The 18,020-nt window shown below is 61.3% G+C and carries 13 protein-coding genes; 7 read left to right on the top strand and 6 right to left on the bottom strand.

What is annotated here, in order from left to right; all coding sequences use genetic code 11:
• The first annotated feature begins 15 nt into the window (after window positions 1–15).
• The 5 genes from GPS82_RS04300 to GPS82_RS04280 all read left to right on the top strand — a co-directional run bounded on the left by GPS82_RS04300 (window position 16) and on the right by GPS82_RS04280 (window position 9,726).
• Entirely contained in the window at window positions 16–903 is an 888-nt protein-coding gene (locus GPS82_RS04300; protein ID WP_296491361.1) for a hypothetical protein, read from the top strand.
• 19 nt (window positions 904–922) lie between these two features.
• The gene (gene nirB / locus GPS82_RS04295) at window positions 923–3,367 is read left to right on the top strand and encodes a nitrite reductase large subunit NirB (RefSeq protein ID WP_296491358.1); all 2,445 of its coding nucleotides are present in this window, start codon (window positions 923–925) and stop codon (window positions 3,365–3,367) included.
• 11 nt (window positions 3,368–3,378) lie between these two features.
• A complete protein-coding gene (gene nirD, locus GPS82_RS04290; RefSeq protein WP_296491356.1) occupies window positions 3,379–3,762 on the top strand; it encodes a nitrite reductase small subunit NirD in 384 nt (127 codons plus the stop codon).
• Between the two features lie 22 nt (window positions 3,763–3,784).
• Complete coding sequence (locus tag GPS82_RS04285) at window positions 3,785–6,613, top strand: nitrate reductase (protein ID WP_296491354.1); 2,829 nt, start codon at window positions 3,785–3,787, stop codon at window positions 6,611–6,613.
• A 206-nt stretch (window positions 6,614–6,819) separates the two neighbouring features.
• The gene (locus GPS82_RS04280; RefSeq protein ID WP_296491352.1) at window positions 6,820–9,726 is read left to right on the top strand and encodes an adenosylcobalamin-dependent ribonucleoside-diphosphate reductase; all 2,907 of its coding nucleotides are present in this window, start codon (window positions 6,820–6,822) and stop codon (window positions 9,724–9,726) included.
• A gap of 10 nt (window positions 9,727–9,736) precedes the next feature.
• Here the strand turns inward: GPS82_RS04280 and GPS82_RS04275 are convergent, their stop codons facing one another.
• The 6 genes from GPS82_RS04275 to GPS82_RS04250 all read right to left on the bottom strand — a co-directional run bounded on the left by GPS82_RS04275 (window position 9,737) and on the right by GPS82_RS04250 (window position 16,174).
• Window positions 9,737–10,174: a universal stress protein gene (locus GPS82_RS04275; RefSeq protein ID WP_296491350.1), complete on the bottom strand. Its 438-nt coding sequence runs from the start codon at window positions 10,172–10,174 to the stop codon at window positions 9,737–9,739.
• A 136-nt stretch (window positions 10,175–10,310) separates the two neighbouring features.
• Window positions 10,311–11,936 carry an NAD(P)-binding protein gene (locus GPS82_RS04270; protein ID WP_296491349.1) on the bottom strand — a complete coding sequence of 542 codons (1,626 nt, stop codon included), beginning with the start codon at window positions 11,934–11,936 and terminating at the stop codon, window positions 10,311–10,313.
• Window positions 11,937–11,938: 2 nt separating this feature from the next.
• The gene (locus tag GPS82_RS04265) at window positions 11,939–12,931 is read right to left on the bottom strand and encodes a thiamine pyrophosphate-dependent enzyme (RefSeq protein ID WP_296491346.1); all 993 of its coding nucleotides are present in this window, start codon (window positions 12,929–12,931) and stop codon (window positions 11,939–11,941) included.
• A 24-nt stretch (window positions 12,932–12,955) separates the two neighbouring features.
• Window positions 12,956–14,209: a transketolase C-terminal domain-containing protein gene (locus GPS82_RS04260; protein WP_296491342.1), complete on the bottom strand. Its 1,254-nt coding sequence runs from the start codon at window positions 14,207–14,209 to the stop codon at window positions 12,956–12,958.
• Window positions 14,202–14,792, bottom strand: coding sequence for a 2-oxoacid:acceptor oxidoreductase family protein (locus GPS82_RS04255; RefSeq protein ID WP_296491340.1), 591 nt, complete (start codon window positions 14,790–14,792; stop codon window positions 14,202–14,204). The genes GPS82_RS04260 and GPS82_RS04255 overlap by 8 nt, the downstream gene beginning before the upstream one ends.
• 191 nt (window positions 14,793–14,983) lie before the next feature.
• Window positions 14,984–16,174 carry a serine hydrolase domain-containing protein gene (locus GPS82_RS04250; protein WP_296491339.1) on the bottom strand — a complete coding sequence of 397 codons (1,191 nt, stop codon included), beginning with the start codon at window positions 16,172–16,174 and terminating at the stop codon, window positions 14,984–14,986.
• 231 nt (window positions 16,175–16,405) lie between these two features.
• Here GPS82_RS04250 and GPS82_RS04245 point away from each other — a divergent pair, with 231 nt between their 5' ends.
• Window positions 16,406–17,440, top strand: coding sequence for an amino acid ABC transporter substrate-binding protein (locus tag GPS82_RS04245; protein ID WP_296491336.1), 1,035 nt, complete (start codon window positions 16,406–16,408; stop codon window positions 17,438–17,440).
• A 124-nt stretch (window positions 17,441–17,564) separates the two neighbouring features.
• Window positions 17,565–18,020: ABC transporter permease subunit (locus GPS82_RS04240; RefSeq protein ID WP_296491334.1), on the top strand; the 456-nt coding region annotated here is incomplete at its 3' end.

Below are 18,020 nucleotides of genomic sequence, written 5' to 3'. Positions count from 1 at the left end.
TGCGTAAAGAACACCATGAACAAACGAACTTTTATCCGGGCTGTTGAATTCTGGCTGCCTGACGTCACCGGCACGTTGTTGGAGTTTGGCGGCGGCTATTATGGCGATGCCAACCGCCTGCAAGCCAGCAGTGAAAATTTGTGTTTTGGCCGCGGCGAGGGTCTTCCCGGCCAGGCCTGGGACACCGGCCATCCGGTGATGCTGACCGCGCTGCAGGCGCCGCTGTTTCGCCGCGCCGCCGCGGCCCAGGCGCACGGTTTGACCAGCGCGGTGGCTTTGCCCAGCTTTGTGAGCGACCAATTGCGTGCCGTCACCGTGCTGTTTTGTGGCGGTGACGACGAGCACGCGGGCGCCATCGAGTTGTGGCACAACGATCCCGAGGAAAACGTTGACCTGAACCTGCAAGACGGCTATTACGGCACCACCGGCGACACCTTTGAGTTTTTGTCACGCCACACCAGTTTTCGCGAAGGCACCGGCTTGCCCGGGCGGGCCTGGGGCACGCAGGCACCGGTGTTCATGCCCGACCTGGGCCGGGGCTCCGGTTTTTTGCGTGCTGACAGCGCCGTCAAGGTGGGCATCAACCGGGGTTTTGCCGTGCCTTGCAGCAGTGCCGATGGCCAAAACTATGTGCTGGCCTTCTTGAGCGCTCTGGCCACCCCGATTGCGCGGCGCGTGGACGTGTGGGCGCCCGACGCGATGCAGTCCCACTTGGTGCACAGCTTTGGCTTTTCTGAAGACGATGGTGCCGAGCTGAGCGCCACCCAAGACAAACTGACCTTCGCGGGTAGTTTGCCTGGACAAGTCTTCAGCACGGGCGTTCCCAAGCTGGATGGCCAAACCTTGCTGGTGCCGGTAGCCATGCAGGGCCGTGTCACCGCCGTGCTTGGCCTGACCCTTTAACGGTGAACAAGGAAAGACTATGAAAAAAATGAAACTCGTGATGGTCGGCAACGGCATGGCCGGTGTGCGCACCCTGGAAGAGCTGCTGAAGATTGCCCCCGAGCTGTATGACATCACGGTGTTCGGCGCCGAGCCGCACCCCAACTACAACCGCATTCTGCTCAGCCCGGTGCTGGCGGGCGAGCAAACCCTGGACGAGATCGTTCTCAACGATTGGTCTTGGTACACAGACAACCACATCACCCTGCATGCCGGCTGGCGCGTGACCTCGGTGGACCGGGTCAAGCGCCTGGTGCATGCGACGAATGCCAACGGCGAGACGACCAGCGCCGAATACGACCGGCTGCTGCTGTGCACCGGCTCCAACCCCTTCATGCTGCCGATCCCCGGCAAGGACCTGCAGGGGGTGATTGCCTACCGCGACATTGCCGACACCCAGGCCATGATCGAAGCGGCCACACAGTACCAACACGCCGTGGTGATTGGCGGCGGCCTGCTGGGGCTGGAGGCCGCCAACGGCCTGATGCTGCGCGGCATGACGGTGAGCGTGGTGCACGTCATGCCCACCTTGATGGACCGCCAGTTGGACGATGTGGCCGGCAAACTGCTGCAAAAGTCGTTGGAAGCGCGTGGCCTGAACTTCTTGATGGGCGCACAAACGCAGGAGCTGGTCGGCGGGCCCGATGGCCGGGTCACTGCCATCAAGTTCAAAGAAGGCAGTGAAGTGCCCGCGGATCTGGTGGTGATGGCGGTTGGCATTCGCCCCAACGTGGAACTGGCCCAGAGCATGCGCCTGCATTGCGACAAGGGCATTGTGGTCAACGACACGCTGCAAACCATCACCGACGCCCGCATTTACTCCGTGGGCGAATGCGCCGCGCACCGTGGCACCGCTTACGGCCTGGTGGCGCCGCTGTTTGAGCAGGCCAAGGTGGCGGCCAACCACCTGGCGCAGTTTGGCATTGGCCGTTATGTGGGCTCGCTGACGTCGACCAAATTGAAGGTCACCGGCATTGACCTTTTTTCAGCGGGTAACTTTGCCGGTGGCGAAGGCTTTGAGGAAATCATCATGAGCGACCCCAAAGGCGGGGTCTACAAAAAGCTGGTTCTCAAAGACGACAAACTGGTGGGCGCCTGCCTGTATGGCGACACGGTGGACGGCAGCTGGTACTTCAAACTGCTGCGCGACGGCCGCCCGGTGGGCGATATCCGCGACAAGCTGATGTTTGGCGAATCCAACATTGGCGATGCCGGCCACCAAGGTCACAACAAGGCCGCTGCCATGAAAGACAGCGACGAGGTTTGCGGCTGCAACGGTGTGACCAAGGGCACCATCTGCAAGACGATCCGTGAAAAAGGCCTGTTCACGCTGGACGAGGTACGCAAACACACCAAGGCCAGCGCATCCTGCGGCTCCTGCACCGGTCTGGTCGAGCAGTTGCTGATCTTCACCGCGGGTGCCGACTACTCGGTCACACCCAAAACCAAGGCCATGTGCGCTTGCACCGACCACGGCCATCAGGCGGTCCGCGATGCCATCAAGACCAACAAGCTGCTCAAGATTGCCGACGTGTTTGCCTTCATGGAATGGAAGACTCCCACCGGCTGCGCCAGCTGCCGCCCGGCCATCAACTATTACCTGATCAGCACCTGGCCCAAACTGGCCAAAGACGATCCACAAAGCCGCTTCATCAACGAGCGTTCGCACGCCAACATCCAGAAGGACGGCACCTACAGTGTGATTCCGCGCATGTGGGGCGGCGAAACCACAGCCAGCGAACTGCGCCGTATTGCCGATGTGGTGGACAAATACAAGATTCCCACCGTGAAGGTCACCGGCGGCCAGCGCATTGACTTGCTCGGTGTGAAGAAAGAAGACCTGGTCAACGTCTGGAAAGACATCGGCATGCCGTCTGGCCATGCTTACGCCAAAGCCTTGCGCACGGTGAAAACCTGTGTCGGCAGCGAGTGGTGCCGCATGGGCACACAAGACAGCACCCAGATGGGCAAAGACCTGGAGCGCGCGATGTGGCGCATGTACGCGCCGCACAAGGTCAAGTTCGCTGTGTCAGGCTGCCCGCGCAATTGCGCCGAGGCCGGCATCAAGGACGTCGGCATCATCGGTGTGGATTCCGGCTGGGAGATGTATGTGGCGGGCAACGGCGGCATCAAGACCGAGGTGGCACACTTTCTGGTCAAGGTCAAGACGGCGGCCGAGGTGCTGGAGTACACCGGCGCCTTCTGCGAGCTGTACCGCACCGAGGGCTGGTACCTGGAGCGCACCGTGCATTACGTCAATCGCGTCGGCTTGGACTACGTGAAGAAACGCATTGTCGAAGACCACGCCGGCCGCAAGGAACTCTGGGAAAACCTGCAATTCGCCCTGGATGGCGAGCCCGACCCCTGGTTCGAGTTTGACAAGGCCGCCGTCGACACCCGCCAGTTTGACGCCCTGAGCGTTTAAGGAAAACCAACATGAATGAATGGACCCCCATCTGCCGCATCGACGACATTCCGGTGCTGGGCTCGCGCCGCGTGGCGCGCAAGCAAGGCCTGGACGTGGCGGTGTTTCGCAACGACCAGGACGAGGTGTTTGCCCTGCTCGACCGTTGCCCCCACAAGGGTGGGCCGCTGAGCCAGGGCATTGTGTTTGGCACCAGCGTGGCCTGCCCCTTGCACAACTGGACGATTGGCCTGTGCACCGGCCAGGCGGCTGCGCCCGATGAAGGCTGCACGCCGCGCTTCGAGGTAAAGCTGGAAGACGGCCAGGTGTTTCTGAACACCGCCGAGCTGACCAGCCACGCCACCGACCAAACCCGACCGGTGGCGGGCCCGGCGCGCCGCACGACCTGCGCCTGAAACCGACCGCACAAACGCAGCCATGACAGAAACCCGCTCCACCTGTCCCTATTGCGGCGTTGGCTGCGGCGTGATCATTGAGTCAAAAGGCAAGCAGATCACCGGCGTGCGTGGCGACCCGGACCACCCGGCCAATTTTGGGCGCCTGTGCACCAAAGGAGCCAGCCTGCACCTCACGGCCAGCGCCGACATCACGGCCCAGGCGCGGCTGCTTTACCCGATGCAACGCAGCCAGCGCGGCGCGCCGGCGCAACGCATCAGTTGGGACAGCGCCCTTGACCAGGCAGCCAACCGTTTTGCCGGCATCATCCAACAACATGGTCCTGATGCCGTGGGTTTTTACATCTCGGGCCAACTGCTGACCGAGGACTATTACGTCTTCAACAAGCTCGCCAAGGGCCTGATCGGCAGCAACAACATCGACAGCAATTCGCGCCTGTGCATGAGCAGCGCCGTGGCGGGTTACAAGCAGAGCCTCGGCATGGACGCGCCACCCGCGTGTTATGACGACCTCCAGCACGCCAACACCCTGTTCATCACCGGCAGCAACACCGCCTATGCGCACCCGATTTTGTTCAGGCGCATCGAAGACGCCCGTCGCGCCAACCCGGCCCTGAAGATTGTGGTGGTTGATCCGCGGCGCACCGACACTGCGGACATGGCCGACCTGTTCCTGCAGATTCAGCCCGGCACCGACGTCATGCTGCACCACGGCATGTTGCACCTGATGCTTTGGGATGGCTGGCTGGATGCCGCGTACATGGCCGCCCACACCCGCGGTTTCGAGTCGCTCAAAACAGGGCTGCGCGACTGCACGCCCGAGGTGGTGGCGCGCACCTGCGGCATCAGCCAGGAGGCGCTGCTTGAAGCCACGCGCCTGTTTGCCGGCGTGTCGGCCGGCGGCAAGACCCGCACGCCCACGCTGAGTTTGTACTGCCAGGGCCTGAACCAGTCCAGCAGCGGCACCGCCAAAAACACCTCGCTCATCAACCTGCATCTGGCCACCGGGCAAATCGGCAAACCGGGTGCCGGGCCGTTTTCCCTCACCGGCCAGCCCAACGCCATGGGCGGGCGCGAGGTGGGTGGCATGGCCAATCTGCTCAGTGGCCACCGCGACCTGAAAAATGCCGATGATCGCGCTGAAATAGCCGCGCTCTGGGGTTTGCCCAGTGTGCCCCGGCAGGCCGGAAAGACGGCGGTGGAGATGTTTCAGGCCGCCGCCGATGGTGAAATCAAGGCCCTGTGGATTGCCTGCACCAACCCGGCGCAATCCATGCCCAACCAGACCCTGGTGCGCCGGGCCCTGGAGCGCGCAGAATTTGTGGTGATGCAGGAGGCCTATGCCGGCACCGCCACTTGTGCCTATGCCGACCTGCTGCTGCCAGCCTCTACCTGGGGCGAAAAGGAGGGCACGGTGACCAACTCCGAGCGCTGTATCAGCCGCGTTCGCGCTGCGGTTCCCCCCGCCGGCGAGGCACGACACGACTGGCAGATTGCCACCGACCTGGCCCAACGGCTGGAGCTGCTGTTGAAGCCGCAGCGAACGCCAATCCATGCGGGTTTGGCCCCCCTCTTCCCCTACAAAACGCCAGAAGCCGTCTGGCTGGAACACCGTGAATCCACCCGGGGCCGCGACCTCGACATCACCGGCATGAGCTATGCCATGCTCGAGGCAGCCCCGCAACAATGGCCGCTGAGAGAGGGCGAACTGCATGGGAAAGCCCGGCTTTACGAGGACGGCATTTTCCCCACCGCAGACGGCAAGGCGCGTTTCATCAGCGCGGCCTACCAGAGCGTGGCTGAGCCGCGCAGTGCGCGCTATCCGTTCGCGCTCACCACCGGCCGCCTGCGCGACCAATGGCACGGCATGAGCCGCACCGGCACGCTCGGCCAGTTATTTGGCCATGCCAGCGAGCCTTGCGTGCAAATGCACCCGCAAGACATGCTGCAGCGTCAACTCAAGGATGGCGACCTGGTCCACCTCACCAGCCCCCGGGGTTCGGTGCTGGTGCCGGTCCAGGCCAGCCGGGAGCTTGGCTTGAACCAGGCTTTCATGGCGATGCACTGGGGCGAAGAGTTCCTGAGCGGCCAAAGCGCCCAGGGTGAACGCTTGGGCGGCGTCAATGCCCTGACCAGCGGGAGCTTTTGCCCCGACTCCAGGCAACCCGAGTTCAAACACACGCCGGTCAAAATCCTCAAAGCCGAGATGCCCTGGCAGCTTCTGGCCATGGCGTGGCTGCCGCAATCGCAGGGCATCGCGGCCAGGACGGCGCTGCAAAGCCTGATGGCGCAGTTCGACTTTGCCACCTGTGTGCCGTTTTCCAGCACGACCGCAAGCGCACAGGGTGAGCGCAGCGGCTTGTTGTTTCGCGCCGCACGCCATGCCGCGCCAGAGCCTGCGCTGCTGGCACAAATTGAGCGGCTGCTCCAAATTCAGGGCCCGGAAGTGCTGCGCTATTCAGACGCCCGACGCGGCCAGCGCCGCGCCGCCCGGCTGATTGAGACCGACACCCAAACCGAGCTGGAGAGCTTCTTGCTGGCAGGCGACATCAGCGCCCAAAGCTGGATCAGCACCCTGCTCAAGGAATCCCTTCCCGCCCATTCTTACGGCCGGGCGCTGCTGATTCCTGGCGCCACGCCACCCGTGTCGGTAGTGTCACGCGGCCAGCAGGTCTGCGCCTGCTTCAACGTGACCGACCTGGCCATTGCCAAGCACCTGGCGCAAAGCACTGCCGCGCCTGCGCAGCGCCTGACCGCCTTGCAAACCAGTCTGAAATGCGGCACCAACTGCGGCTCGTGCCTGCCGCAGTTGCATCGCATGCTTGCCACGACGGCCCTGCCCTCGCCATGACGATTCAGCATGCGGGTGTGGCTTCTGGCTCACTGTATTGACATGACAATTGGCCTGCAAATACACTACCCGTAGTCGAATAAGTAAGTGAAAACACTAGGTATAGCGTTTTTATATTTTTATTTAGCCCCCCATTTTTGTCCTGGATCAACGAAACTGCTGTTCCGGCCGACTACGATGGCGGCTCGTTTTTAAGGAAAGAATCCATGTCACAACCCACCACCACCCCCACCTTTGCCGCACTGCAGGCCCAGCCCATCAGCGAAGAAGTGTTGCTTGAAAAGTACAGCAAAGGCGCGGAAAAGAGCATTTCAGACGTCAACCGGCGCGTTGCGCGCGCGCTCGCCAAAGTTGAGGCACCCGAGCAGCAGGCCCAGTGGGAAATCAAATTTCTGGCCACGCTGGAAGCCGGCTTTTTGCCTGCCGGGCGCATCCAGTCAGCCGCCGGCACCGACCTGGCGGCCACCCTCATCAATTGCTTTGTGCAACCCGTGGGCGACTCGATTGCCCATATCGAAGACGGCCACCCCGGCATTTACACGGCGCTGACCGAAGCCGCCGAGACCATGCGCCGTGGTGGCGGCGTGGGTTACGACTTCTCCCGCATCCGCCCGCGCGGTGCCTGGGTTGGCAGCACGCAAAGCAGCGCATCCGGCCCGGTGAGCTATATGCGCGTGTTTGACCGCTCTTGCGAAACCGTGGAGTCTGCCGGTGCCCGGCGCGGCGCCCAGATGGGTGTGCTGCGCTGCGACCACCCCGACATCGAGGAATTCATCCATGCCAAAGACCAGGGCGACCTGAAAAACTTCAACATCTCGGTGGGTGTTTCCGATGAATTCATGAACGCCGTGCAAGCCGATGGCGACTTTCGCTTGGTACATAAAGCCGAGCCCGGCATGCCCCAGAAAGATGCCGGCGCCTTTCACGACCAGGACAATGGCGTCTGGGTTTACCGCAAGCTCAAGGCCCGCACCCTGTGGGACCAGATCATGCGCTCCACCTATGACCACGCCGAGCCCGGCGTGTTGTTTTTGGACCAGATGAACCGCGACAACAACCTGTCGTATTGCGAAACCATCGCCAGCACCAATCCTTGTGCCGAGCAACCGCTGCCCCCCTACGGCTGCTGCTGCCTGGGTTCGATTGACCTGACGCGGTTCATCCGGGATCCGTTCTCTGAAAATGCCAGTTTTGACCGCGAGGCCTTTGCCGGTGTCGCCCGGGTGGCGGTGCGCATGCTCGACAACGTGCTGGATGCCACCGTCTGGCCGCTGCCACAGCAGCAGCAGGAAGCCGCCTCCAAGCGCCGCGTCGGCCTGGGCTACACCGGGCTTGGCGACGCCTTGGTGATGCTCAATTTGCGCTACGACACGCAAGCTGCACGCGACATGGCCCGGTATATTTCAGAGCTGATGCGCGACACCTCCTACCAGGCTTCCAACGAACTGGCGCAAGAGCGCGGCGCGTTCCCGCTATTCAACGCCGACCTCTATCTGAGCGGCCAGACCTTTGCGTCGCGTTTGCCCGCCGATCTGAAAAAGCGCATTCACAAACACGGCCTGCGCAACTCGCATTTGCTGTCGATTGCCCCCACCGGCACCATCAGCCTGGCCTTTGCCGACAACGCCAGCAACGGCATCGAGCCCGCCTTCAGCTGGACCTACAACCGCAAGAAGCGCATGGCCGACGGCAGCTTCAAGGAATACGCGGTGGAAGACCACGCCTGGCGCCTGTACCGGCATCTGTTCGGCACCGATGCGCCCTTGACCGACGCCTTTGTCACGGCCCTCGAGATGAGCGCCCAGGCCCATGAAGAAATGGTGGCGGCCGTGGCCCCCTTCATTGACACCGCCATTTCCAAAACCGTCAATGTGCCTGCCGACTATCCGTATGAAGACTTTCAGGGCCTCTACACCCAGGCCTGGCAGTCGGGTCTCAAAGGCCTGGCCACCTATCGGCCGAATTCGGTGCTGGGTTCGGTGCTGAGTGTGACGCCTTCAAGCGCCGCTCCCAGCATTGCCAAGCCCTTGCAGATTGACGCCACCAACCATCGCCTGTTGCTGGACCGCCTGCCGGCCCCGGTGCTGTCATCCCTGCGCTGGCCCGGTCGCCCGGAACTGCCGGGCGGCAACCCGGCCTGGACCTTCATGGTGCACCACCCGTTTGGCGACTTCGCCCTGTTCATAGGCGAACTCTCTCTGCAGGAAGGCAGCGCACCGCAGCCTTTTGAAGTGTGGGTGAACGGCGCCGAACAACCGCGCGGCCTGGGCGCCCTGGCCAAGACCCTGTCGATGGACTTGCGTGCCAACGACCCCGCCTGGCTGCAGCTCAAGCTCGACGCACTGGCCACGGTCAGCGAAGAGCATGCGTTCGAGATGCCTTTTCCGCCCTACGGTGAGAAGCGCCTTTTCCCTGGCGTGGTGGCTGCCACGGCGGCCGTGATCCGGTGGCGTTGTGAGCAAATCAGCGCGCAGGCCAGCAAAAAATCAACCGACAAGACATCGGCCTACACCCCGGTCATTGACGCCATGTTCAGCCGCAACGAGCCCATCACAGGCCCGTCCGGCACGCTGGCCTGGGCCGTCGATGTGGACAACCCTGCCACCAGCGAAGCCTTTACCGTGACGCTCAAAGAGGTCAACCTGCCCGGCCCTGACGGCAACATGGTGACTCGCCCCTGCGCGGTGGGTTTCAGCGGCAACTACCCGAGAGCCATGGACGGCCTGGCGCGCCTGCTGTCGCTCGACATGCGGGTGATCGACCCGGCCTGGATCGGCATGAAGCTGCGCAAGTTGCTGAATTACGCCGAGCCGCTGGGTCACTTCATGGCCTTTGTGCCAGGCTTGCCCAACGGCGAAAAACGTCAGCAAACCTGGCCGTCCACCGTGGCCTACATCGCACGGCTGATCATCCACCGCTATGCGATGCTGGGCATCCTGAATGAAGAAGGTTATCCGCTGCGCGACATGGGCGTGCTCGACACGCCCGAGGCACGCGAAGCCAGCAAGACCATGGCCGGCAAAGCCTGCCCCGAGTGTGGCAATCCCACCGTGATCCACAAGGACGGCTGCGACTTCTGCACCGCCTGTGGCTATGTGGGGCAGTGCGGGTAAGAAAACTGTGTCAGTTGCGCACCACCAGCACCGGCAGCTTGGTGTGCGACAGCACAGCCTGGGCGACACTGCCGAGCACCAGTTTTTCCAGGGCGCTGCGGCCGTGTGAACCCATCACGATCAGGTCGGCCTGCAAAGACTCGCCGGCTTCGACAATGCCGCGCCAGGCGGTGTGCGCTTCAACCACCGAAGATTCCACCTCGACACCCGCGTCGGCAAACGACTGCTTGGCAAGCTTGACCGACGCATTGGCCTCGGCTGTTGCCGCGCTCAAATAATCCGCCTGGCCGTAGGCAAAGTCGGTACCCACGCCGGTAAAGGGATAAGGGTCGATCACATAGATCACTGTGACCTGGCTGCCAAAGGCTTTGGCCAGCGCGGTCGCCTTGCTGACCGCCATCTGCGCGGTATCAGAGCCATCGACCGGGACCAGGATATGTTTGAACATGACTTACTCCTTAAAGGTGAACAGACCAGCGCATTTTGAACCGGATACTCTGCCAGAAACTGATAAAACGCATGAAAGGCGTGGTCTGCAACACGGCTCCCGGCGCACGCCTGGAACTGGGTGACCGACCGGCATGTCAAATGTCTTCAGGCACCATCTTGATCGAGCCGCAAGGGCATTCAGAGACACAAATGCCGCAGCCTTTGCAGTAATCGTAATTGAACTCAAAGCCCTTGCCGGGGCCGAGCTTGATGACGGCGTTATCAGGGCACACGCCATAGCAGTTGTCGCATTCAAAACAGTTGCCGCACGACAGGCAGCGCCGGGCTTCGAACAAGGCATTGCTTTCATCCAGACCGCCCTGCACTTCTTCAAAGGTCGATTGGCGCCGAATAATGTCGAGCATCGGCCGCATCGTCTTGGGCGCATCGCTGTAGTACCAAGTGTTGAGCAAATCGAAGCTGGCAACTTCATTTTTTGGCGCCGGCACATGAGCCGCGCCGCGCAGCCAGGCATCGATGTTGCGCGCTGCTTTTTTGCCGTGGCCAATGGCGACGGTTGCATTGCGGTCGGCGGGCACCATGTCGCCGCCGGCAAAGATGCCGTCGTGGCCGGTCATCATTTGTGCATTGACCTGCACCACGCCGTCCTGGACGACCATGCCCGGCACGCCCTCGATCAGCGACAAGTCCACATCCTGGCCCAGCGCCAGCACCACCGAATCGGCTTCCAGCGTCTCAAACTCGCCGGTGGGCTGGGGAAAGCCCTTGTCATCAAGCGCCATCTTTTCGACCATGATGGACGACTCGCCGGCCTGCTTGATGGTGGACAGCCACTTGATCATGACGCCCTCCTGCAGCGCTTCTTCGACCTCGAAGTCGTGCGCGGGCATCTTGTCGCGATTGCGCCGGTAAACAATGATGGACTCGGTCGCGCCCAGCCTTTTCGCGGTGCGGGCCACATCGATGGCCGTGTTGCCACCGCCATAAACCACCACGCGGCGCCCGAGCAAAGGCTTGTCCTCGCCTTCCATGGATCGCAGCACCGACACCGCATCCAGCACCTTGGCGGAGTCCCCTGCGGGAATGTAGGCGCGTTTGGCAATGTGCGCGCCCACCGCCAGAAAGACGGCATCGTACCCGCCCGCCTGTTTGGCTTCGAGCACGTTGTCCACCTTGGTGTTGTACTCGATGCGCACGCCCAGATCCACGATGCGCTGCACCTCGGCATCAAGCACCTGACGCGGCAGGCGGTACTGCGGAATACCAAAGCGCATCATGCCGCCCGGCAGTGGCCCGGCCTCGATCACGGTCACCGCATGGCCCAGGCGCGCCAATTGGTAAGCGGCCGACAAACCCGACGGTCCGGCGCCAACCACCATCACTTTTTTGCCGGAACTGGCCAGAGGCTTGGGAAACGTCCAGCCCTTGGCGATGGCTTCGTCGCCCAAAAAGTGTTCGACCGAGTTGATGCCGACCGGCGAATCAAGCTGGCCCCGGTTACAGGCACCCTCGCAGGTGTGGTAACAAACACGCCCCATGATGGCGGGAAACGGGTTGTCTTCCACCAGCGTGCGCCAGGCTTCCAGATAGTTGCCCGACTCGGCATGGAACAGCCAGCCCTGGATATCTTCCCCTGCGGGGCACTGGTGGTTGCACGGTGGCATGCGGTTCAAATACACCGGGCGCTCGGTGCGCCACGAGCCCGTGTGGTTGGCCAGCGAGCTGCCGACATCAAGCGTGATGGCAAATGGTTTTTGCATTGTCATTCCCCTAACAAACCAAAACGGCGAATATTGCGGTCGGCGCGCGCCTGCAAGCGCGCCAGCGTGGCCACATCGGGCTTTTTTCCAAACAGGTGGGCAAAGCGTTTTTGCGGCTTCAGGTAGTCTTCAACCGGCACCTGGCGTCGAATTTTCAGTACCCCGGTCACCTCGCCGCGCTCGGCCTCGAACACCGGAAAAACGCCGCTCTCAACCGCCAACCTGGACAGCTTGATGGTGTCGTGCGAGGCAGCACCCCAGCCCAGCGGGCACGGCACAAAGATATGGATGTAGCGCGCGCCATGCATCGACATGGCCTTGGTGACCTTGTATTCCAGGTCATGCAGATCCGCCACGGTGGCAGTTGCCACATAGGGGATTTCGTGCGCCATGGCGATTTGCGGCACGTTTTTGCCCTGGCCAAATTCATTGCCCGGATGCTCTCCAACGGCCATGGTGGTGGCAGTGCGCGCCGCCGGCGGCGTGGCGCTGGAGCGCTGCACGCCGGTGTTCATGTAGGCCTCGTTGTCATAGCAGATGTAGAGCACGTCGTCGTTGCGCTCAAACATGCCCGACAGGCAACCAAAGCCAATGTCGGTGGTGCCGCCATCGCCGCCCTGCGCCACCACCCGCACGTCGCTGCGGCCTTTGGCCTTCATGGCTGCGGCAATGCCGGTGGCAACCGCTGCCGTGTTGCCAAACAGCGAGTGAATCCACGGGATTTGCCATGACGTCTCCGGGTACGGCGTAGAGAAAACCTCCAGGCACCCGGTGGCGTTGGCGGCAATCAACTGGCCGTTGGTGGCCGCCATGGCGGCATCAATGGCGTAGCGCGCGCCCAGCGCCTCGCCGCAGCCCTGGCAGGCGCGGTGACCGGAATTGAGGGAATTGCTGCGTGCGGCACCCGCCTGCACGCTGCGCTGCTCAGGCGAGAGCAGGCGGTTGCCCACGGTAAAGGTGCCGGTCTGGTAAAACTTGACCAATGACTGTTCCATGATGTGTGCTCTGTGAGTTGTGCGTTAAACGACCTGCGTTCCGACATTGCCCATGTCACGCAAAATGCCTTCGGCGATCGGGCCGGAGCGGCGTTGGGTTTTTTCACGCTCCAAAACACGGTTGACCACGCCCCAGTCCAGGTCCATAAAAGTCAGCAACTCCAGTTTGTCGGCAATCGCCTCAAGCAACAGTTTATGCACCGATGCCTTGGTGATGGCACGCCCTCCCAAGCCCGCCACCACGGTCAGCACCGGCTGTGGGCGATTGCGCACGGCACTGCGCACGTCGCGCGACACAATACCGCCAACACCCACGGCAAAACACTTCTCGATGACCACAATGCGCTTGGCATGGGCGGTGGCATCGCGAATGGCTGAAATCGGGAACGGCCGATAGGACGTGATGCCCAGCACCCCCACCTTGATTCCCTCGGCGCGCAAATCGTCCACCGTGTCCTTGATGGTGCCGAGCACCGAACCCATGGCGATCACGATGGTTTCTGCGTCGTCGGTCTGGTAGGTCTTGATCAAGCCGCCGGAGTCCCTGCCAAATTCTTTTTTGAACTCGGCGGCAATTTGCGGAATCAGGTCGAGTGCCTGCATCTGCTTGGCGTGCGCCAGGTAACGCACCTCGGTAAACGCCTCGGGGCCGACCATGGCGCCGATGGTCACCGGATCGCTCGGGTCGAGCACCTGGCGCGGTTCGTAAGGTGGCAAGAACCGGTCCACCTGGGCCTGGTCCGGCATGTCGACACGTTCGTAGGCATGGGTCAGGATAAAGCCGTCCATACACACCATCACCGGCAACGAAAGTTCTTCGGCAATCTTGAAGGCCTGAATGTGCAGGTCCAGTGCCTCCTGATTGGTTTCGGCAAAAATCTGCAGCCAGCCGGCATCGCGCATGCTCATGCTGTCGGTGTGGTCGTTCCAGATGTTGATCGGCGCGCCAATCGCGCGATTGGCAACCGTCATGACAATCGGTAACCCCAGGCCTGAAGCGTTGTAAACCGCCTCGGCCATGAACAGCAGGCCCTGGCTCGCTGTGGCTGTGTAAGACCTTGCGCCGGCGGCAGAGGCGCCGATGGCCACGCTCAGGGCGGCAAATTCGGACTCGACATTGACAAACTCGCAGGATGTCAGTTCGCCCGACTTCACCATCTCGCCCAGCCCCTCCACAATGTGGGTTTGCGGGGAAATGGGATAGGCACAAATCACCTCGGGGCGGCTCAGTGCCACGGCCTTGGCCACCGCATGTGAGCCTTCGCATTGTTCAAGCATGGTGTGTCTCCTCGTCCTGTTTTTCGTGGCCCATGACCGTGTTGTAGGCCGCCATCGCAGCGGCCTTGTTACCCTGGGCGATGGCGCCCTTGAATTTGTCATCAATGGCGCGCTGCACGGCATCCAGAGAAATCAGGTTGCACAGGGCGGCAAATGCGCCCAGCAGAGGCACATTGGGCACGGCACGCCCCACGTGCTTCATGGCCAGTTCTGAGGCGGGAACCGTCAGCAAATGCTCGGCATTGAACCCTTTGACAAACTCACCCAGACCCATTTCCTTGAAGCTGCGGGTGGTGTTGATCAAAATGAAGCCGTCTTTTTTTAACCCGCCAAACACATCCACCTGATGCAGCAGCGTGGGGTCCTGGATGATGATGGCATCGGGTTGCATGATGGGTTCGCGCAGGCGAATTTCGCGGTCGTCCATGCGGCAAAAAGCCACCACCGGCGCACCGGTGCGCTCTGAGCCAAAGCTGGGAAAAGCCTGCGCGTGGCGCCCCCCCAAAAAGGCAGCGATGGACATCATCTCTGCACACGTGACGACCCCTTGGCCGCCGCGTCCGTGAATGCGAACCTGAAACATGGTGTCTCCTCAAATGTTGGCGGGTCAAACAGGCGAAGTGTCTGCAGCCCTTTTTTTCAACTGACCGGATAATGATACGACGACAAATCAAACTATTGATTTGAATCAAACTCTTCTGCGATAAGGAACTGCATTTCGTGATGCGAAATAATGGGCCAACCTGATCCAAACAAATGCGCTCTCAGCAAGGGTCAATCCATCAGCGCCGCATAGACGATGTCTCGGAACAGCATGCGGTAATACTCACGCTGGTTGGGCGCTTGCAGCATCAGAATGCCAAACAGGTCCAGTGCCGGGTCGACAAAAAAGGTGGTACCGGCCAGGCCGCCCCAAAAGTAAGTGCCCACCGAGCCCGGCACCGGCGCCGCACCCAGGTGTTTTCGCACGGCAAAACCCAGGCCAAAACCGTGACCGGCGGGCAGTAGCGAACGCGATCCGGCGCTGTGCACCGGGATGTCGCCCAGGTGATCAGTGGTCATGAAATCAACCGTGCGCGGCCCCAGCAGGCGCACACCGGCGAGTTCGCCACGGTTCAGCATGAACTGCAAAAAACGCGCGTAGTCCATCGCGGTGGAGGCCAGGCCGCCGCCGCCGGAGGCTAGCGCCGCATCGGCGCGGATATCGATCACACGCATCTGCACGCCGCCATCGGGGTCGCGCGCAAAGGGTTCGGCAATCAGTTCATGGTGTTGCTCGGCCACCGCGAAGGCAGTATGAATCATGCCCAGCGGCTCAAAAATGCGCTCTTCGAGGAAGTTTTGCAGGGTCTGACCGGATATGACCTCAATCACCCGCCCCAGCACATCCGTGGCGCGGCTGTATTCAAATGCGCTGCCCGGCTCGAAGATCAGGGGCAGGCCAGCCAGCTGCCGGGTGAACTCGGCCAGGCTGCGCTCGCGCGAGCCAATGCGCAACTGGGTGTATTGGCGCTGCACCGGGGTGCTGCCCAAAAACTCATAGGTCATGCCAGCAGTGTGGCGCAACAGGTCATGCAGCGTGGCAGCGCGGCCGACGGGTTGCAATTGGACTGCACCATCCACCAGCGTGGCCACTTGCTGACCCGCAAATTCCGGCAAAAATTTGGCCACCGGGTCATTCAGCAACAACTTGCCCTCTTCCATCAGCATCATGATCGCCACCGAGACAATCGGTTTGGTCATGGAATAGATGCGGAAGTGGGCGTCTGGCGTCATGGCCGCGCCGGTGGCCGGGTTGAGTTGGCCGACGCTGTCGAACAAGGCCACCTGGCCATGCCGTGCCACCACCGCCACGGCGCCGGGCAAGCGTTTTTTATCTGTCTCGCCCCTCAAGACCGTCATCAGGCGCTGCAAACGCTGGGGGTCCAGACCCACTTTCTCAGGGGCCACCAATTTCAAAGTCATCTTTTCTCCTGTCCGTTAAAAGTGCTTGGGTGGCATGGTTACTGCTTGCCACTTGGTGGCGATGCTTTTCTTTATGTCAATGAATGAGATTATGAATTCTTTGCATGAATCTTGAGCGTAAACCCGTATGTAAAGGCAAACAGTGCACTGCTAAAGTGCATTTCTTGTCGTTCAGCCCAACCTTGGTCCAACTCAACAAGCTTTTAATCTTTTTTACTGGAGTCTTTCAACATGCGAATCAGCAACCTAAAGAATGTAGCCGTCGTTGCGGCAGTACTGGGCACCCTCGCCGCTCTGCCGGCCCATGCCGGCAAAACCCTTGACGGCATCAAGGCCCGTGGCCAGGTGGTGTGCGGTGTGAACACCGGCCTGGCCGGTTTTGGAGCTGCCGACTCCAATGGCAAGTGGAGCGGGCTCGACATTGATGTGTGCCGTGCCTTGGCTGCCGCCACACTGGGCGACGCTGAAAAAGTCAAATACGTGCCGCTGAACGCACAGCAACGTTTTACCGCCTTGCAGTCTGGCGAAGTGGACGTGCTGTCGCGCAATACCACCTTCAGCCTGACCCGTGACGCGTCGCTGGGCCTGCATGTCACGGTCACAACCTATTACGACGGCCAGGGCTTCATGGTGCCGGTCAAGAGCAAGATCAAGAGCGCCAAGCAACTCAAAGGTCAAACGGTGTGTGTGCAGTCTGGCACCACCACTGAGAAAAACCTGACCGACTACTCCAAGGCCAGCGGCCTGAGCATCAAACCTGTGGTGTTTGAAAAACTCGAAGCCGCTGAAAACGCCTACTTCACAGGCCGTTGCATTGCCTACACCACCGATGCCTCCGGTTTGGCCTCCACCCGCAACAAGGTCGCCAAGGTTCCGGCTGACCATGTCATCCTGCCCGAGTTGATCTCCAAAGAGCCCCTGGGTCCGATGGTGCGCCGCGGTGACGACGAGTGGTTTGCCATTGTCAAATGGACCATCTACGGCCTGCTCGAAGCGGAAGAATATGGCATCACCCAAGCCAATGTGGACAGCCTGAAGACCACCAGCACTGACCCGGTGGTCACGCGTATCCTGGGCGTCTCGGAAGACACCGGCAAGCTGCTGGGCCTGAGTAAGGACTGGATGGCCAATGCCATCAAGGCCACGGGGAACTACGGTGAAATTTTCGAACGCAATGTCGGTCCGAAATCGGCTTTGGGATTGCCACGCGGTGTGAACAACCAGTGGAACAAGGGCGGCCTGATGTACGCCCTCCCGGTTCGTTAACCCAAGCTGCCAAGCGCCGCCTGATGTCGCCACAAGCGATTCAAGCGGCGCTTTATTTTCATGATGCATCCCGGCCGATGCCTGTTGTGTGTTTTATTCCGTCGCCAAATGGCACCCAAGCACAATGAACGCAAACACTAAACCCCCCAAAAAAAACTGGTCCTGGCGCAGTCAGGCGTTCAGGGGCCTGATTTATCAGTTGATCGCCCTCGCGGCCATTGCCGGGGTCGGCTGGTTTCTGGCCCACAACACCCTGGAAAACATGCGGGTGCGCGGCATCCAAAGCGGTTTTGACTTCTTGAGCCAGGCGGCCGGCTTTGACATTGGCGAAAGCCTGTACCCCTTTGACTCGGGTGAACCCTACTGGAGCGCATTTCTGGTGGGGGTCACCAACACCCTGCGGGTAGCCATTTTGGGAATTATCCTGGCGACCATTCTGGGCACGTTGCTGGGTGTGGGCCGCTTCTCGCGCAACGCACTGGTCCGTGGCCTGTGCATGGCTTACGTGGAATTCTTTCGCAACATCCCGGTGCTGTTGCAACTGCTGATGTGGTACGTGATCCTGACCGAAGTGCTGCCT

The sequence above is a fragment of the Rhodoferax sp. genome, from assembly GCF_011391645.1.
Lineage (GTDB): Bacteria > Pseudomonadota > Gammaproteobacteria > Burkholderiales > Burkholderiaceae_C > Rhodoferax.
This window is presented reverse-complemented; position numbering and strand designations above follow the sequence as displayed.